The sequence below is a fragment of the Mycetocola sp. TRD_SC_2 genome (assembly GCF_055361225.1).
Genome location: NZ_CM143954.1, coordinates 977067 through 992740, shown reverse-complemented (window position 1 = coordinate 992740; position 15674 = coordinate 977067). Strand labels below are relative to the sequence as shown.

At 65.3% G+C, this 15674-nt stretch carries 14 protein-coding genes; 3 read left to right on the top strand and 11 right to left on the bottom strand.

Translation table 11 applies throughout. The features are described from left to right. Window positions 1-5 precede the first annotated feature (5 nt). A complete protein-coding gene (locus tag ACWA1Q_RS04695) occupies window positions 6-1004 on the top strand; it encodes a ketopantoate reductase family protein (RefSeq protein WP_463759935.1) in 999 nt (332 codons plus the stop codon). A 199-nt stretch (window positions 1005-1203) separates the two neighbouring features. Here the strand turns inward: ACWA1Q_RS04695 and ACWA1Q_RS04690 are convergent, their stop codons facing one another. After that, window positions 1204-1878 carry a nucleoside/nucleotide kinase family protein gene (locus ACWA1Q_RS04690; RefSeq protein WP_463759934.1) on the bottom strand — a complete coding sequence of 225 codons (675 nt, stop codon included), beginning with the start codon at window positions 1876-1878 and terminating at the stop codon, window positions 1204-1206. Window positions 1879-1947: 69 nt separating this feature from the next. Here ACWA1Q_RS04690 and ACWA1Q_RS04685 point away from each other — a divergent pair, with 69 nt between their 5' ends. Then, on the top strand, window positions 1948-2823 hold the full coding sequence (locus tag ACWA1Q_RS04685) for an HhH-GPD family protein (RefSeq protein ID WP_463759933.1): 876 nt from the start codon (window positions 1948-1950) through the stop codon (window positions 2821-2823). Between the two features lie 33 nt (window positions 2824-2856). Here the strand turns inward: ACWA1Q_RS04685 and rbfA are convergent, their stop codons facing one another. The 4 genes from rbfA to nusA form a co-directional block, all read right to left on the bottom strand. Then, window positions 2857-3303: a 30S ribosome-binding factor RbfA gene (gene rbfA, locus ACWA1Q_RS04680; protein ID WP_121673469.1), complete on the bottom strand. Its 447-nt coding sequence runs from the start codon at window positions 3301-3303 to the stop codon at window positions 2857-2859. A 99-nt stretch (window positions 3304-3402) separates the two neighbouring features. Continuing rightward, window positions 3403-6159, bottom strand: a complete 2757-nt coding sequence (infB, locus tag ACWA1Q_RS04675) for a translation initiation factor IF-2 (RefSeq protein WP_463759932.1) — start codon at window positions 6157-6159, stop codon at window positions 3403-3405. A gap of 83 nt (window positions 6160-6242) precedes the next feature. Next, window positions 6243-6503 carry a YlxR family protein gene (locus ACWA1Q_RS04670; RefSeq protein WP_463759930.1) on the bottom strand — a complete coding sequence of 87 codons (261 nt, stop codon included), beginning with the start codon at window positions 6501-6503 and terminating at the stop codon, window positions 6243-6245. A gap of 52 nt (window positions 6504-6555) precedes the next feature. Further along, the gene (gene nusA, locus ACWA1Q_RS04665; RefSeq protein ID WP_463759929.1) at window positions 6556-7545 is read right to left on the bottom strand and encodes a transcription termination factor NusA; all 990 of its coding nucleotides are present in this window, start codon (window positions 7543-7545) and stop codon (window positions 6556-6558) included. 448 nt (window positions 7546-7993) lie between these two features. On the opposite strand from nusA, the gene ACWA1Q_RS04660 reads away from it, so the two are divergent. After that, the gene (locus ACWA1Q_RS04660; protein ID WP_463759927.1) at window positions 7994-9469 is read left to right on the top strand and encodes an alanine/glycine:cation symporter family protein; all 1476 of its coding nucleotides are present in this window, start codon (window positions 7994-7996) and stop codon (window positions 9467-9469) included. Window positions 9470-9768: 299 nt separating this feature from the next. On the opposite strand, the gene ACWA1Q_RS04655 is transcribed toward ACWA1Q_RS04660, so the two are convergent. From ACWA1Q_RS04655 to ACWA1Q_RS04630, 6 genes are read right to left on the bottom strand one after another with little or no spacing between them, the layout of a single operon-like run. Beyond that, window positions 9769-11535, bottom strand: a complete 1767-nt coding sequence (locus tag ACWA1Q_RS04655; RefSeq protein ID WP_463759925.1) for a proline--tRNA ligase — start codon at window positions 11533-11535, stop codon at window positions 9769-9771. A gap of 21 nt (window positions 11536-11556) precedes the next feature. After that, window positions 11557-12321 (bottom strand): hypothetical protein, encoded by a 765-nt coding sequence (locus ACWA1Q_RS04650; protein WP_463759923.1) that lies wholly within the window; start codon window positions 12319-12321, stop codon window positions 11557-11559. Beyond that, the gene (locus ACWA1Q_RS04645) at window positions 12311-13327 is read right to left on the bottom strand and encodes a vWA domain-containing protein (RefSeq protein ID WP_463759922.1); all 1017 of its coding nucleotides are present in this window, start codon (window positions 13325-13327) and stop codon (window positions 12311-12313) included. The genes ACWA1Q_RS04650 and ACWA1Q_RS04645 overlap by 11 nt, the downstream gene beginning before the upstream one ends. Beyond that, window positions 13324-14319, bottom strand: a complete 996-nt coding sequence (locus tag ACWA1Q_RS04640; protein ID WP_463759920.1) for a VWA domain-containing protein — start codon at window positions 14317-14319, stop codon at window positions 13324-13326. The genes ACWA1Q_RS04645 and ACWA1Q_RS04640 overlap by 4 nt, the downstream gene beginning before the upstream one ends. Continuing rightward, window positions 14310-14783: a hypothetical protein gene (locus tag ACWA1Q_RS04635; protein WP_463759919.1), complete on the bottom strand. Its 474-nt coding sequence runs from the start codon at window positions 14781-14783 to the stop codon at window positions 14310-14312. Before ACWA1Q_RS04635 ends, ACWA1Q_RS04640 begins: the two co-directional genes overlap by 10 nt. After that, window positions 14770-15666, bottom strand: coding sequence for a DUF58 domain-containing protein (locus ACWA1Q_RS04630; RefSeq protein WP_463759917.1), 897 nt, complete (start codon window positions 15664-15666; stop codon window positions 14770-14772). The genes ACWA1Q_RS04635 and ACWA1Q_RS04630 overlap by 14 nt, the downstream gene beginning before the upstream one ends. Window positions 15667-15674 lie beyond the last annotated feature (8 nt).

The window sequence follows — 15674 nt, the reverse complement described above, 5'->3', positions numbered from 1 at the left end:
GCGGAATGCGAATCGCCGTGATCGGAGCCGGGGCACTCGGCTGCACCTTTGCCGCCCTCCTCGATCGGGCCGGGCACGAGGTGATCCTCGTCGCCCGGGGCGCCCAGCTCGACGCGATCCGAACGTCCGGGCTGCAGCTCACCGGCGGCTTCGGCGACTGGCGAACCCGGCGTCTTCTTGCGGTTCCCGCGCTCGAGACGCCGGTAGATCTCGCTGTGCTTGCCGTGAAGGCGCAGGATACCGCCGCGGCCCTCGCGGAACACGGCCGCGCGCTCGACGGAATCCCGGTGCTGGTCGTTCAGAACGGGCTCGACGGGGTGTCCGCCGCGCGCGCCGCGCTTCCGACATCTTCATGCTTCGGTGCACTCTCGATCATCGCGGCGTCCTATCTCGAACCCGGATCGGTGACCGTGACCACCCCTGCCCCAACCTACGTCGGTCGCGGCACGGGCGAACCGGATGCCGAGGTGCTGCGGTTCACGACTGAACTGGCTCAGGCGTTCCCAGCCGAGCCGATCGGGAACTTCGTCGGCGCGCAGTGGACAAAGCTGATCGTGAACCAGCTCAACGCCCTCCCCGCGATCACCGGCCGGAGCGTGCAGGAGGTGATCGCCGACCGCGGCTTGCGGATGGTGATGACGAGAAGCATGCGGGAGGCCGTCCGCACCGGCGTTGCCCGTGGCATCCGTTTCGGGTCGCTCCAGGGGCTCAGCGACCGCAACCTTCGGCTGTTCGCCCGAATGCCTGTGCTGCTCGGCCAGCTGCTGCCGCTGCGGTTCGCTGCGCGCATGGGGTCGGTGCCGAACCCGGGGTCGACGCTACAGTCGCTCAAACGCGGGCAGCGCACCGAGATCGACTTTCTCAACGGGGCGGTCGTGCGCGAGGCGCGGCTGACCGGGCGGGATGCTCCGGTGAACGCGACGCTCACGGAACTCGTGCACGAGGTGGGGCGGACGGGCACGTTCCTGAGCCCGGCCGAGGTCCGCGAGCGGCTCGCCCGCTGAGCCCACGGCATCCGTCACCTCACCCGCGCGCTCACCCGCAGCATCCGTCGACGCCGGCGATCCACGGCACGGAACTCCAAATTCAGGAGATCTTGTGCGACACGCCGTACGAGAGCGCTCCCACACCGCGTGTCGCCTCAGATCTCCTGAATTTGAAGCACTCTCCTCAATTTGAGGCCCAGCGACCGGCGGATGCCGCTCAGCAGCTGTCGAGGAACTGGCGCGCCGGGTGCGCCTCATCTGTGTTGTCGATCACGACCGAAGCATGAGCGCGAGGTGTCGCGTCTGCCGCGTAGAGCTTCTGCCCGCCGACGTAACGGGCATTGGACGCGGCATCCGGTCGGGGGTCCGCCCCGATCGACTTCTGCAGCCGACGGTAAGCCTCAGCGACAGGCACGTCGAGCAGAATCGAGTAGTGCCAGATGCCCCGGAGTTCTGGCCGCAGCAGGAACGCCCCGTCGACGATCAGGATCGCATCCTTGGGGCCGGTGACCCAGCGCATCTCCTCCCCCACGTTGCGTTCCTCGTCGAACCCGACGAGCTGGAACCCGGCACTCCCCGCGAGACGGAACGGTTCGACGAGCACCCGCCGGAACAGTGAGTAGTCGAACGAGTCGAGGTAATACCCCTCGGCGGAGGCCCGGCCGCGAGCGTAGCGTTCCTCACGCGGGCGGTGGAAGTCATCGATCGACGCACGAAACGCGGCGCGGTCGTCCTCGCGGAACACCTCGGCCAGGTCATCGGCGAACGCAGCCGTTCCCGAGCCGCTGATCCCGTCGACGCCGACGATTACCCGGCCGACCCGATAGTTGTGGAGGATTTCAGCCCGCAGTTCGCGCAACAGTTCCACCCGCGGAGTCGTGACCAGTCTCATGACTTCGACACTACCGGCTGCCGTTTGACACGGTAAGAGAACGGGCGCCCAGCGTTTACTCTGGAATCGATGCGCACTCCCCCGGACATTCCCCGCCGAATCATCGACTGGTTCGCCGACAACGGGCGGGAGCTGCCGTGGCGCGAACCGGGCTTCCCTGCCTGGGGCACACTCGTCTCCGAGTTCATGCTCCAGCAGACGCCGGTCGCCCGCGTGATTCCCCGACTGGCCGAGTGGCTCGAGCGGTGGCCCACCCCGGCAGACCTCGCGAGAGAGCCGGCCGGCGAGGCAGTGAGGGCGTGGGCGAACCTCGGTTACCCTCGCCGTGCGCTCTGGCTGCACCAGGCCGCTGTCGAGATCACCGAACGGCACGGCGGGATCGTGCCCAATGACGTCGACGCCTTGCTCGCTCTGACCGGCGTCGGCGACTACACCGCCCGAGCCGTCGCAGTTTTCGCGTACGGATCGCGGCATCCGGTCGTCGACACCAACACGAGACGGGTGCTGGCACGGGCGGTCGACGGTGACGGCGAACCCGGCCCACCCTCGGCTCGACGTGACCTTGCCGCTCTCGAGAGCCTGCTCCCGGAAGACCTGGTCGACGCTCACGCCTTCAACGCCGGCATCATGGAACTCGGCGCGACCGTCTGCACGGCACGGAATCCGCGCTGCGACGACTGCCCGATCGCGGATGCCTGCGCGTGGCGCCAGGCGGGCTACCCGCCGTTCGAGGGCAAGCGCAAAACGGTGCAGAAGAAGTACGAGGGCAGTGACCGCCACGTCCGCGGTCTGATCATGGCCGAACTCAGGGCCGCCCACGTGCCGGTGACCGTTACCGAGATCAACTCGCTGTGGGCGGATGCCGCGCAGCGCGACCGCGCACTCGCCGGCCTCGTCACGGACGGACTCGCCGTGCAACAGGAACAGGGCTACGTCCTGCCCTGAGGCAACACGCAGCCCTGTCCGGGTAGCAACGTTCTAGATCTGGTCGTCGTCTTCCGCGATCACGCGCGGCTTGACGTACGGGTCCTCGTCGCCGGCGTAGGTCGCCGTCGACTTGAGAGCTTCGATCGACTCGTCACGTTCACGAGCCTGTGCGAGCAACTCGTCGAGGTGCTTCGCGTTCTCGGGCAGCGCGTCGTGGATGAACTCGAGGCTCGGTGTGAGCCGCGCCGTGATGTTCTTGCCCACCTCGCTGCGGAACATGCCCTTGGCCGCTTCGAGAGCAGCCGCGGAGTCCGCACGTTCCTGGTCGGAGCCGTACACGGTGTAGAAAACACTCGCGTGCTGGAGGTCGCCGGTCACCCTGACATCCGTGATCGTGACGAAACCGAGCCGGGGATCCCGCATCCCGCGCTCGATGCGCTTCGCGATGATCTCCTGGATGCGGTCAGCCAGTTTGCGTGCTCGGGGGTTCTCACCCATGATCTTCTCCTTCAGCCGTTCTTGTCGAATCGGTAAAACCGGCTGCGACAGCCCCCAACACCTCAGTGTCCGGGGGCTGCCGCAGCCGTCGATGGTGAGCTAGCCGCGCGGCTTCTCTTTCATCTCTGTGGTTTCGATCTCGTCACCGATCTGGATGTCGTTGAACTTGCCGAGGCCGATACCAGCCTCGAAGTCCGTACGGACCTCGGTGACGTCGTCCTTGAACCGGCGCAGCGACTCGATGGCGAGGTTGTCGCCGAGCACGACACCATCGCGGATGACGCGAGCTTTCGCGTTCCTCGTGATGGTTCCCGAGCGAACGATGACACCGGCGATGTTGCCGAACTTGGAGGAGCGGAACACCTCGCGGATTTCGGCGACACCGGACTGGACTTCTTCGTACTCGGGCTTGAGCATGCCGGTGAGGCTTGCTTCGACATCGTCGATGGCGTTGTAGATGACCGAGTAGAACCGGATGTCCACACCCTCGCGAGCGGCACGTTCCCGTGCCTTCGGGTCGGGGCGCACGTTGAAGCCGATGATGATCGCGTTGTCGATGGTCGCCAGGTTGACGTCCGACTCCGTAACAGCACCGACACCGCGGTGGATGATGCGAAGCTGCACCGAGTCGTCGACCTCGATCTTGAGCAGCGACTCCTCGAGTGCCTCAACGGCACCGGAGACGTCACCCTTGATGATGAGGTTGAGCGATTCAACCTTGCCCTCTTCGAGTGCACGGGTGAAGTCCTCAAGGCTGATGCGCTTGCGGGACTTGGCCAGCTGGGCGTTGCGCTCCGCTGCTTCACGCTTCTCGGCGATCTGGCGAGCGGTACGGTCATCGTCGGTGACGAGGAAGGTGTCACCGGCGCGAGGCACCGAGGACAGACCCTGCACCTGGACCGGACGTGACGGCGTCGCGAATTCAACCGCGTCACCGTTCTCGTCGGCCATGGCACGGACGCGTCCGTAAGCGGTTCCGGCAACGATCGGGTCTCCGACCTTCAGCGTTCCCGACTGGATGAGGACTGTCGCAACAGCACCGCGACCCTTGTCGAGCTTGGCCTCGATCGCGACACCACGGGCATCCTTGTTCGGGTTGGCTCGCATGTCGAGCGCGGCGTCCGCGGTGAGCAGCACAGCGTCGACGAGCTTGTCGATGTTGATGTTGTTCCGCGCAGAGACATCGACGAACATGACGTCTCCGCCGTACTCTTCGGCAACCAGCCCGTATTCGGTGAGCTGCTGGCGCACCTTCTGCGGGTTGGCGTCTTCCTTGTCGATCTTGTTCACCGCGACAACGATCGGAACGTTCGCAGCCTGGGCGTGATTGAGCGCCTCAATCGTCTGCGGCATGATTCCGTCGTCGGCAGCGACCACGAGGATCGCGATGTCGGTGACCTGAGCACCTCGGGCACGCATGGCGGTGAACGCCTCGTGGCCGGGGGTGTCAATGAAGGTGACAGCGCGGTCGACGCCCTCGTGCTCGGCGTGAACCTGGTACGCACCGATGTGCTGGGTGATGCCACCGGCTTCACCGGCGACAACGTTCGCGTTCCGAATCGCGTCGAGCAGGCGGGTCTTACCGTGGTCGACGTGACCCATGACGGTGACAACGGGAGGACGAGCCTGAAGGTCTTCGTCCGTTTCGTCTTCGAGCTCCTGGTCGAGGTCGATGGAGAAGCCTTCGAGAAGCTCGCGATCCTCTTCCTCGGGGGAAACGATGAGGATCCGGTAACCCAGTTCTTCACCGAGCACGCCGAAGGTCGCCTCATCGAGGGACTCCGTCGCCGTTGCCATCTCACCGAGGTGGAAGAGAACGGTGACGAGGTTTCCTGGGCTCGCGTCAATCTTGTCGGCGAAGTCCGAGATGGAAGCACCGCGGCGCAGACGGACAATGGTTGTTCCGTCGCCGCGGGGAACGCTCACGCCGCCAAGCGACGGAGCTTCCCTGAGCTCGAATTCCTGCCTCTTGGCCCGCTTCGACTTGCGTGACTTGCTCTTGCCGCCTCCGCGACCGAACGCACCAGCGGTTCCACCGCCGGGGCCACGGCCACGACCGCCACCACCAGCTGGGCGGTTGGGGCCGAAGTTCGAACCGGGGGTTCCGGGAGCACCACCTGGGCGCTGGAAGCCACCCGCTGCGGGGGCACCGGGGCGCTGGAAGCCGCCGCCGGCCGGGCGACCTGCGCCGCCGGGACGCTGGAAGCCACCAGGGCGCTGTCCGGGTGCGCCGGGACGTGGTGCGCCTGGCCGCGGTGAACCGGGGCGAGGTGCCTGGGGGCGGGGAATGTTGCTGGGGCTCGGAGCTGCCGGGCGCTGGCCCATGCCCTGCGCGCTCGCGAACGGGTTGTTACCCGGACGCGGCGTCGCGGGCCGCTGACCCATACCCTGCGCACTGGCGAACGGGTTGTTACCCGGACGCGGTGCACCTGGGCGAGGTCCGCCGGGGCTTGCCGGCTTCTCATCCGCTGCGGCAGGCGCCGCGGGAGCTTCTGCGGCCGGAGCGGCAGGCGCCTCAGCGGCGGGAGCAACCGGAGCAGCGGGTGCTGCCGGGGCCGGAGCTTCCTTGACCTCGGGTGCCGGTGCCGGAGTGGGTGCCGGTGCGGGCGCAGGAGTCGGGCGCGAGCCCGGCTTTGCTGCTGACTTCGTTGCAGTCTTGGAGGCTGCGGGAGCCGCCCCGCCCGGCTTCGCGCCGTCTGCCTCGAGGGCAGCACGAAGCTTGCGGGCCACGGGGGGCTCGACGGTTGATGAGGGGGACTTGACGAATTCGCCCAGTTCCTTCAGTTTCGCAAGGGCTACCTTGCTGTCGACACCGAGTTCAGATGCGATCTCGTGTACGCGTGGTTTTCCAGCCACAATTCTCCTGTCTGGGTCCACCCAGACAGGGCAGACCGTTAGTTACGGACGGGTCTCATTTCGAGCCGCTCATTAGTTGTCCATTAGCCGTTCAGCCTGTTCTCTCGTACTGAATTTTCTAGTGCTGCCGTGTCGAGCTTCCCGCTCTCGCGAAAGGCACGCCCGAAGGCCCGCCGCTTCACTGCGAGTTGGTAACACTGGATTTGCGGATGCAACCACGCTCCTCGACCAGGCAACGTCGCGGTGGGGTCCACCACGAGTTTTGAATCCTGGGCGACGATCCTCAACAAGGAGGACCTGTCGGCGCGCGTGCGGCATCCGACGCACGTTCTAACGGGTTCCATCCTAGCACCCCCTGTTTGCTGCTGGGCCGGGTTGCCCGGCGCGGTAGAGAGGTCAGTCGTCTTCGAGGATGCTGTCCGGCTGGATGTCGATCTTCGCGCCCGTGAGTTTCGCAGCGAGGCGGGCATTCTGCCCTTCCTTGCCGATCGCGAGCGAGAGCTGGTAGTCGGGAACGAGGGCACGGACGGCCTTGGTCGACTCATCGAGAATGAAGGAACTCGTGACCTTGGCCGGAGACAGGGCGTTGGCAACGAAGGTGGCGAGGTTGGGCGAATAGTCGACGATGTCGATCTTCTCGGCGCCGAGCTCCTCGGTCACGGCGCGCACGCGGCGCCCGAGTTCACCGATGCAGGCGCCCTTGGCGTTCACACTCGGGTCGTTCGCGCGAACGGCGATTTTCGTGCGGTGGCCGGCTTCGCGGGCCAGGGAGACGATTTCGACGACACCCGATGCGATCTCGGGCACCTCGAGAGCGAAGAGCTTGCGGACGAGCGACGGGTGGGTGCGCGACAGTGTGATCTGCGGGCCCTTCATTCCCTTCGAGACACTCGTGACGTACACACGGATGCGGGCACCGTGACGGTACTCCTCCCCCGGGACCTGTTCCTCCGGGGGCATGATGCCCTCGATGGTTCCAAGGTCGATGTGCACCATGCGCGGGTTCGGACCCTGCTGCACGACCCCGGCGACGATGTCGCCTTCACGGCCCTTGAACTCACCGAGGATCGCGTCGTCCGCGAGGTCGCGAAGTCGCTGGTTGATGACCTGCTTGGCGGCGAAGGCGGCAATGCGGCCGAAGTCCTCTGGCGTCGACTCGGCCTCACCGATCACGACACCCTCATCGTCGAGCTCGGGCACGAGGACGGCAACGTGGCCGGTCTTGCGGTTGAGCTCGACGCGGACCTCGGGTTCTGCTTCACCGGGTTCGGTCTGGCTCTTCACGTATGCGGTGCGAATGGCCTGTTCGATGATCTCGACGAGCTCATCGAATGGGATCTCTTTTTCCCGCTCCATCATCTTCAGTACGTTGAGATCGATGTCCACCGGGGTACCCCTCTATTCAGCTGCCACCGCCACTTCTGCACTGGCGGATCGATCTTCTAACTTACCCGACCCTGCAGGCATCCGTCACCACTTTGTCGTGTCGCGAATCGTCAGCAGTTGTCGTTCAAAACGGAGGGTGCCGGCAGCCGTTTCGATTTGCACCGCCTCGTTCGTGGTCGGTCCGTTCGAAGTAATCGAGTACGTCGGTGAAATTCATCGTCTCCGACAGAAATCACTGCCGTGTCCCAGGTGTACGTGGACCTCTCCACATGCGGACCCGCTGATCGGACGCCGCTGATCCTGAAGATGGTGGCCGTATCGACCGCACGGGGAAATCCCTGATAACGGTTGAGTTCCGGTTTCGAAATCGGTTCGGAGCCTCCGCGTCGGGACGAATCCATGTGCCCCAAACGGGGACGATCCTGCGTCGGCGCGCTAGTGTTCCCTCATGGATGCGATCAACGATCTGGTGCTCACCCTCGGCGACGGACTCTGGACCTGGGTACTGCTCCCGGTGGTCGCACTACTCGGTCTGTACTTCACGGTCAGAACCAGAGCCGTTCAATTGCGGCTCATTCCGGATATGTTCCGGACCCTGACGAACAAAACCCCGCTCGACGAAGAAGGCAAGGCACAGTCCGTGTCGGCGTTCCAGGCTTTCACCATCTCGGCAGCCTCACGCGTCGGTGTCGGCAACATCGCCGGGGTCGGGACCGCGATCGCGATCGGCGGCCCGGGAGCTGTGTTCTGGATGTGGACCATGGCCTTCATCGGCGGCGCATCAAGCTTCGTCGAATCCACTCTCGGCCAGTTGTACAAGACCAGGGACAAGGACGGGTTCCGCGGTGGCCCCGCGTACTACATGGAACGCGGACTGGGCGCACGCTGGATGGGGATCGTCTTTGCCGTCGTTCTGATCTGCTGCTTCCCGTTCGCTTTCAGTTCTCTTCAGGCCAACACGATCAGCGCGACCGTTATGAGCACCGTTGGAGTCGACATCCCGTGGCTGCCCTGGGTCATCGGTCTCGCTCTCGCCTTCCTGACCGGGCTCGTCGTCTTCGGCGGCGTGCGCAGGATCGCCTCCGTCACCCAGGCGATCGTGCCCCTCATGGCGCTGCTGTACCTCCTCATCGGTCTGCTTATCGTCGGCATGAACGTCACCGAGGTACCCCGGGTGTTCGGCGAAATCTACGCCGGCGCGTTCGGCTTCCAGCAGGTCGCCGGCGGGGCGATCGGAACGATCATCCTCCAGGGCGTCAAGCGCGGCATGTTCTCGAACGAAGCCGGTCTCGGTTCTGCTCCGAACGCCGGAGCATCCGCCGCCGTCACCCACCCGGTCAAGCAGGGTCTCGTGCAGACCCTCGGCGTCTACTTCGACACCTTCCTCATCTGCTCGATCACCGCGTTCATCATCCTTGTCTCCACCCCTGACCTGGCCAACGCCGAACGGGGTATCGGCCTCACCTTCGACGCTGTCACCGACTCGCTCGGGACGTGGTCCGGCGTTCTCCTGAGTGCCATCGTGTTCCTGCTGGCGTTCAGTTCGATCCTCGGCAACTACTACTACGGCGAGTCCAACATCGAGTTCATCACCTCGAAGCCGATCGTGCTCACCGTCTACCGTGCGTTCGCTGTGCTCGCTGTGCTCGCTGGTTCGGTGCTCGCCACTGACCTGATCTGGAACACCGCCGACGGCCTGATGGGCATCATGGCCCTCGTGAACCTCACCGCCATCGGCCTGCTCGGCACCGTGGCGTTCAAGCTCCTCAAGGACTACTCGGAGCAGCGATCGCGTGGCATCGACCCCGTCTTCACTCGGGATCGTCTGCCGGAGTTGCGCAACGTCGAATGCTGGACCGACGAACGAAGCGTCACCGGCCCGCTGCGTGTGGTGCCGCCGAAGGTTGAGCGAGCCCGCCGGTAGTCACCTGCCGAGCAGATCGGTCGGTCGGTCCGTCGATCGGTCCCAAAGGGTCGTTCACGGATTCGAGCGGTCCCAAAGGGTCGCCCACGTCGACCACGAACCGCCCTTTCGGACCGATCGATAGGTCGCGCGCGGCCGTGGGATCGCGGCATCCGTCGAATCACCACGGCCTGTCGCTCCTGTGGCTTCCGAACAGCACAGTGTGGTGATTCGACACCAGGGGGCCTGCCGAAACCACCACTCCTACGCAAGAACGCTGCCCGCCCGACGGCGAACAGCGTTCTCGAGAGTGCAGCGGTTCAGTCGCGCAGGCGAGCAGCAGCCTCGGCGATCGGGACCGGGGTGCGCTCCCCGGTTCGGCGGTCCCACAGCTCGACCAGTCCGTCTGCAACGCCACGGCCAGCGATCACGATCTTCGGGATACCGAGCAGTTCTGCGTCACCGAACTTCACGCCGGGAGAAACCTTCGGGCGGTCATCGAAGAGGACGTCGAATCCGGATGCTTCCAGCTGGCTGACAACGGTCTCCGCCGCCTCGAAGACGGCAGCGTCGCGACCCGTTGCGACCACATAGGCGTCGAACGGAGCGACGGACTCGGGCCAGATCAGACCCTTGTCATCGTTGTTGAGCTCGGCAATGATCGCGAGGATCCGCGTGATGCCGATGCCGTAGGAACCCATCGTCACGGTGACGAGCTTGCCGTTCTCATCGAGAACCTTGAGCCCGAGCGCTTCCGCGTACTTGCGGCCGAGCTGGAACACGTGCCCGATCTCCATACCGCGCGCCAGTTCCACCGGGCCGGAGCCGTCGGGAGCGGGGTCGCCCGCCCGGACGTCTGCCACCTCGACAACGCCGTCGCCGACGAAGTCGCGACCGGCGACGAGGCCGAACACATGCTTGCCGTCGGTGTTGGCACCGGTGATCCAGCTGGTGCCCTCCACCACGCGAGGGTCGAGCAGATAACGGATGCCGGTGGCCGACTTCTCGCCGAGGACGGCGCCGTTCTCGCCCCACGGCCCGATGTAGCCCTTTACGAGCCCGGGGTGCTTGGCGAAGTCCGCCTCGGTGGCCGCTTCGATCTCGGCGGGCGCGAAGGCGACTTCGGCGCGCTTGAGGTCGACGTCACGGTCACCCGGGAGTCCGACGATGACGAGTTCGCGCGTTCCGTCGAGGGCGCGCAGCGACAGGACGACGTTCTTAAGGGTGTCAGCAGCAGTCCAGGCTGCGCCGTCCTCGCGCGAGTGTTCTGCGTTGGCGAGGTCGACGAGCGTCTGGATGGTGGGTGTGTTCGGAGTGTCGTGCACGACTGCCGCCGGCTGTCCCTCGACAGGAATAGACGGGGGAACCTCGGTCTCCCACGCTTCGACGTTGGCAGCGTATCCGCCGGCGGACCGGACGAAGGTGTCCTCACCGACGGGTGTCGGGTGCAGGAACTCTTCGCTCTTCGATCCGCCCATCGCGCCGGCATCCGCCTTGACGATCTCGTACTCGAGGCCGAGCCGGGTGAAGATGCGCTCGTAGGCGTCGCGCTGGATCTGGTAGCTCGCGTCGAGTCCGGCGTCGGTGTAGTCGAAGGAGTAGGCATCCTTCATCGTGAACTCACGACCGCGAAGCAGGCCTGCCCGCGGCCGTGCTTCGTCGCGGTACTTGTCCTGAATCTGGTAGATCGACAGGGGCAGTTCCTTGTACGAGGAGTACAGGTCCTTGACGAGGAGCGCAAAGGCTTCTTCGTGCGTCGGGGCGAGGAGCATGTCGCTGCCCTTGCGGTCCTTGAGCCGGAACAGGCCGTCTCCGTACTCGTCCCAGCGGCCGGTGATCTCGTACGGCTCCCGCGGCAGCAGCGCCGGAAAGTGAACTTCGTGGGCGCCGGCGTTGGTCATCTCCTCGCGGACGATGCGCTCGATCTTCTCCTTCACACGCAAACCGAGCGGCAGCCAGGCGAAGATGCCGGGCGCCTGCCGTCGGATATAGCCTGCCCGAACGAGGAGCCGGTGACTCGTCACCTCGGCATCTGCAGGGTCTTCACGGAGGGTCTTCAGGAAAAAGTTCGTTAGACGGGTAACCACCCGTCCATGCTATCGCCCGCGTCACCACGGCTTTTCGACATAGTCGCGGCTTCCGTCCTGCCCACGCTTGGTGGAGTCCTGGTTCTGTTTTTCCTTCTCGGCCTCCTCGCTCCTCTCCTGGAGCTCGTCGACCTTGCCGTTGCTCGAGTTTCCGTCGTCTGCGTCCGGCTCGCCGGAGTCGCCATCGGGCTGCTGTTCCCCCTCCTGCTGCTCGCTCTGCCGCAGTTTCTCAGTGACGCGCCCGTCAGCCTGCTCGAGTTTCTCGGCGGTGTCCGGCTGCTCCTGCTGCTCCGGCTCCTCGTCTTCCTCCGGCGGCTCCTGTTCGAAGCAGCCCTCCTCTGCTCCGGCATCGATCACAGCCTTCGCCGTTTCGTAGAGTTTTCTCGCCCCGGCGAAGTATCCGGCGTCGAAGTAGGCATCGCCCTGCATCTCCCACGCGAGGGCGAGGTTGACCCGAACGTCACAGCGCCGCTCCTCCGGCGCCCGTTCGAGTGCCTTGGCAAGATCATCGGTCGCCTCTGAGAAGGACTGGGCGCTGGCGTTCGCTGTTCCGCGGTTGAACCAGGGAATCCAGTCCTCGGCGACGTTGAGGAACATCAGTGAGTCGGATGCTTCGACGCTGCGTTCGTAATTACCCCGCTCCCACGTTTCGATGGCACGGTCAGCGAGGATCGGCATGCTGAGAAGCTTCCAGGCCACGAAGAGGGCGAGGAGCACGACCGGCAGCGAGAACAGGAACATCCTGCGTCTCGTGCGCTTGAGCGACGACGGTGCCTTAACCAGCACGGCTCTCCCCCTCCAGACGGCGCAGGTCACGCAACGCCACCGCGAGGGCGCCGATTTCGGTGAGCGCCAGCATCCCGAACCCGAGAGCGAAGACCCAGTAGAACTCAGGGGTTCCGACCGGTGCGCCGGTGTCTGCCTGCACGTTTCCGACTCGGATCGAGCCGATGGCCGCGTCGACGGATTCAGTCCCATCCCGATGGAGGTAGCCGACACCGAGCTGGGTGGCGATCCCTCTCAACGCAATCTCGTCGATTTTCGAGACGGCATCCTGCGCTCCCGAGTCACTGAACCAGGTGATGTACGGCGCTTCGGCGTCGGTGTCATACCCGTTGAACTGGCGCATACGACCGCCCGCCTCCGTGCCGTAGCCGAGGACGGCCCCTTCGTCGATGAACGGATCCAGCTGCTCGAACGAGCCGGGGGGCTCGGCGACCGTCTGCTCACCGTCGCCGAGGTAGTACATCACCCGTGTGCGGTCGGGATTCGATTCGGCCTCGACGGCGAGCCGCTCGGCCAGGTACTGAACCGGTGCTGAAATGCTGCTGCCGCCGGAGTACACCGTGACCTCCTGGTTGAGGGCATTCGCCCCCGAGACGAGGGCAGAGGCGTCGGTGGTGAGTGGCAGTCGCTGCACCGTTTCGGCGTCGAACGTGATGAGCGAGAAGCGCGCACCGACGAGGCGCTCGGCGATGTCGGCGATATCGGCCCGGGCGCCGACCAGGCGTGGTTCGCTGTCGGCACCGAAATCTTCCGCCGCCATGCTGCTCGTGGTGTCGACGACGAAATAAACGTCGACATCACCCGATGCCGCTGATGGCTGATCGTTCGATGCCAGTGACGGGCGCAGCGCGATTCCAAAGAGAAGAAGGACCATGCCGAGGCGCACAAGCCAGTGCCAGGAGCCTGAACGCCGGGGCGCACGCGCGAACTGCACGATCGCGAACAGGGCGAGAGCGCCGAGCAGTACCACGAGCATCCCGAGAGGGAGGAGAGGCGAGAACGTCATCGCTTCAACCTCCAGCCGAAGTACATGAGCAGCCCGGTGCCGAACAGGCTGAGCAGGAACGGCACGACGGGCTCGTCCGTCCGCACGAGAACGGGTTCCCCAGTGAGGAGTGTTGTCTGTTGCTCCTCGATGCCGTCCACGATCGATGGGATCGCTGAGGGGTCCTCGAGGGCGAAGTAGCCCCCGTCGGTTCCCCGCACGACCCGCTCCATTTCGCGCGCGTAGCCGGCGATGTAGTCCTTGCTCGAGACGTCGCCCGGGTTGATCCCGTAGACCCGGACGTTGCGCTCCCGAGCGAACTGCCCGGCCTCAGGAAGGGTGAGGATCGGCTCACCCGCGACGTAGTTGTCGGTGGCGAGGATGACCGAGCGGGACCGTTCACTCTCGGGGTCGTCGAACCGCATGACGCAGGAGCCCAGACCGTCGCCGATCAACGACGAGCCTTCACCGAGCAGGGTGCCGTTGATGAATTCGTAGTCCGACAGCGGCGACGACAGGTCGTTTTCGAGGTAGTCGAGTTGTTCGCGGACGAACCGGTAGTCGCTCGTCAGCGGAAAATAGGTGACGGCGGACGCGTTGAAGAGTACGAGTCCGATCCGCTCGCCGTCGAACTCATCGACAAGCTCGCGGAAGGTGCGGACGATCGCCGCGTCGTAGTCGATCATGGAGCCGGACACATCGAGGCACAGCACGATGTCTCGATTGCGCATCTCCGGCTGGTAACTCGTGATGCTGACCAGGCGGGAGCTCATCACGACGGCAGCGAACAGCACAAGCGAGAGGACGATCGCAGTCCCGACGAGGGCGGCGCGATAGCGGCGGAGCGCAGAACGGTACGCCGGCAGCTCGGTGAGTCGTTCCGAGTGCGCCACCGGAACGGCAAGGGTGCGGGCCTTCTCCCGCCGTCTGGCGCCCAGCCACAGAGAGAACCCGATCACGCCAGCGATGACCACGAGCCACAGCAGAGGAAGCCACCAGTAGATCAGTTCCATGTGCCGACCACCTCGCGCGCGATTCCGGCAGACTCGGGAACGTCGCCCTGTTCGACCGCGGCGAACTCAGCCGGGTAATACTGCTCGATCGCATCGGCGACCGACCTCAGGTTGGCCTCGTTGAGGTCTTCGAGGGTCATCACGTGCGCTTTACGGCCGGTCGACTCAAACACGAAGAACCGCACGAGCGTCCCGAGCTTCTGGTGCGCTGCCCTCGTGGTCAGTTCGTCTGCACGCCACGCCTCCTCGACCTCGTCGATGAGACCGTGGTACTTGCCCTTGAGCCGGCCCGCCTGCTCAATCGCGTTTGCTGCGTGCGCCTCACGCGGCATCCGGTGTTTGCGTCCTGACCACCACCAGAGGAAGACGTACCAGGCGGCGATCAGGGCGAGGAGGATGACACCGAGGATGCCCCAGATCGGCGCATAACCGGTCGGTGGGAAGTAGCCGTCAACGTCTGGCATGGTTGTGCACCTCCAGGAGCCGGAACAGACCGGGAACGACCGTGTCTTCGCTCGTCAGGCGGATGCTGGTGATCCCGATCTTCTCGAGCAGGTCAGCGGATGCCCGGGTGCGGGTGGCGACGGCTGCGGCGAAGTCTTCGCGGAGTGCGGCGTCCCTGCGGAGGAAGGGCGGGAGTTCCCTTCCGTCGGCGACGTCGATCAGGGTGCTGTCGGCGTACTCCTCGAGGGTCGGATCGGCGTCACCGATGGTGATCCACAGAATTTCGTGCTGGGCGTGGAGGCGGCGGAGGAGGCGCAGGTCTTCGTCGCGGTCGGCAGACATGGCGCCGTCGTCTGCGAGCACGACGAGGAGCATCCGGCGGCGGAAAGTGCGACGCACGTAGTCGAGTTGTGCCGCCAGTCGGCTGGCACCCGCGGAGAGGCTCGTCCGGTTCTGGACAGTGGCAAGGAGGCGTTCGAGATGTGACTCGGTCCCCCTCAGCGGCATGTATTCCGTGCCGGTCTCGTCTCCTGCAACGAGACCCACGTGATCGCCGTGACGCACGGCGAGGTACCCGATCACTCCGGCGGCGAGGATCGCGATGTCGCGCTTGGGGTTTCCACCCGTCGAGAGGGCGGCGAAGTCACGCCCGGTGTCGGCGATGAGCAGAACGGCGTGCTTGCGGGTGGCGATGTAGCGCTTGGTGAGCGGCGATCCGACGCGGGCGGTGGCCTTCCAGTCGATGTCCTTGACATCGTCTCCCGGTGCGTAGGCACGAAGGTCATCAAAGTCGAGGCTCTTGCCGTGGAACAGCGACACGTATTCCCCGTCGAGCATGCCGCGGACCTTTCGGTGGGCGCGGATCGCCAGCCGTGTCTTCACCCGGTGGAGCAGCTCGTCCACGCTGGGTC

Bases quoted from the DNA above. Each gene is read 5' to 3' on its own strand.
- ACWA1Q_RS04695 (WP_463759935.1), top strand. From the start codon at position 6: ATGCGAATCGCCGTGATCGGAGCCGGGGCACTCGGCTGCACCTTTGCC.
- ACWA1Q_RS04690 (WP_463759934.1), bottom strand. From the start codon at position 1,878: ATGAGACTGGTCACGACTCCGCGGGTGGAACTGTTGCGCGAACTGCGG.
- ACWA1Q_RS04685 (WP_463759933.1), top strand. From the start codon at position 1,948: ATGCGCACTCCCCCGGACATTCCCCGCCGAATCATCGACTGGTTCGCC.
- rbfA (WP_121673469.1), bottom strand. From the start codon at position 3,303: ATGGGTGAGAACCCCCGAGCACGCAAACTGGCTGACCGCATCCAGGAG.
- ACWA1Q_RS04670 (WP_463759930.1), bottom strand. From the start codon at position 6,503: ATGGAACCCGTTAGAACGTGCGTCGGATGCCGCACGCGCGCCGACAGG.
- ACWA1Q_RS04660 (WP_463759927.1), top strand. From the start codon at position 7,994: ATGGATGCGATCAACGATCTGGTGCTCACCCTCGGCGACGGACTCTGG.
- ACWA1Q_RS04645 (WP_463759922.1), bottom strand. From the start codon at position 13,327: ATGACGTTCTCGCCTCTCCTCCCTCTCGGGATGCTCGTGGTACTGCTC.
- ACWA1Q_RS04640 (WP_463759920.1), bottom strand. From the start codon at position 14,319: ATGGAACTGATCTACTGGTGGCTTCCTCTGCTGTGGCTCGTGGTCATC.
- ACWA1Q_RS04635 (WP_463759919.1), bottom strand. From the start codon at position 14,783: ATGCCAGACGTTGACGGCTACTTCCCACCGACCGGTTATGCGCCGATC.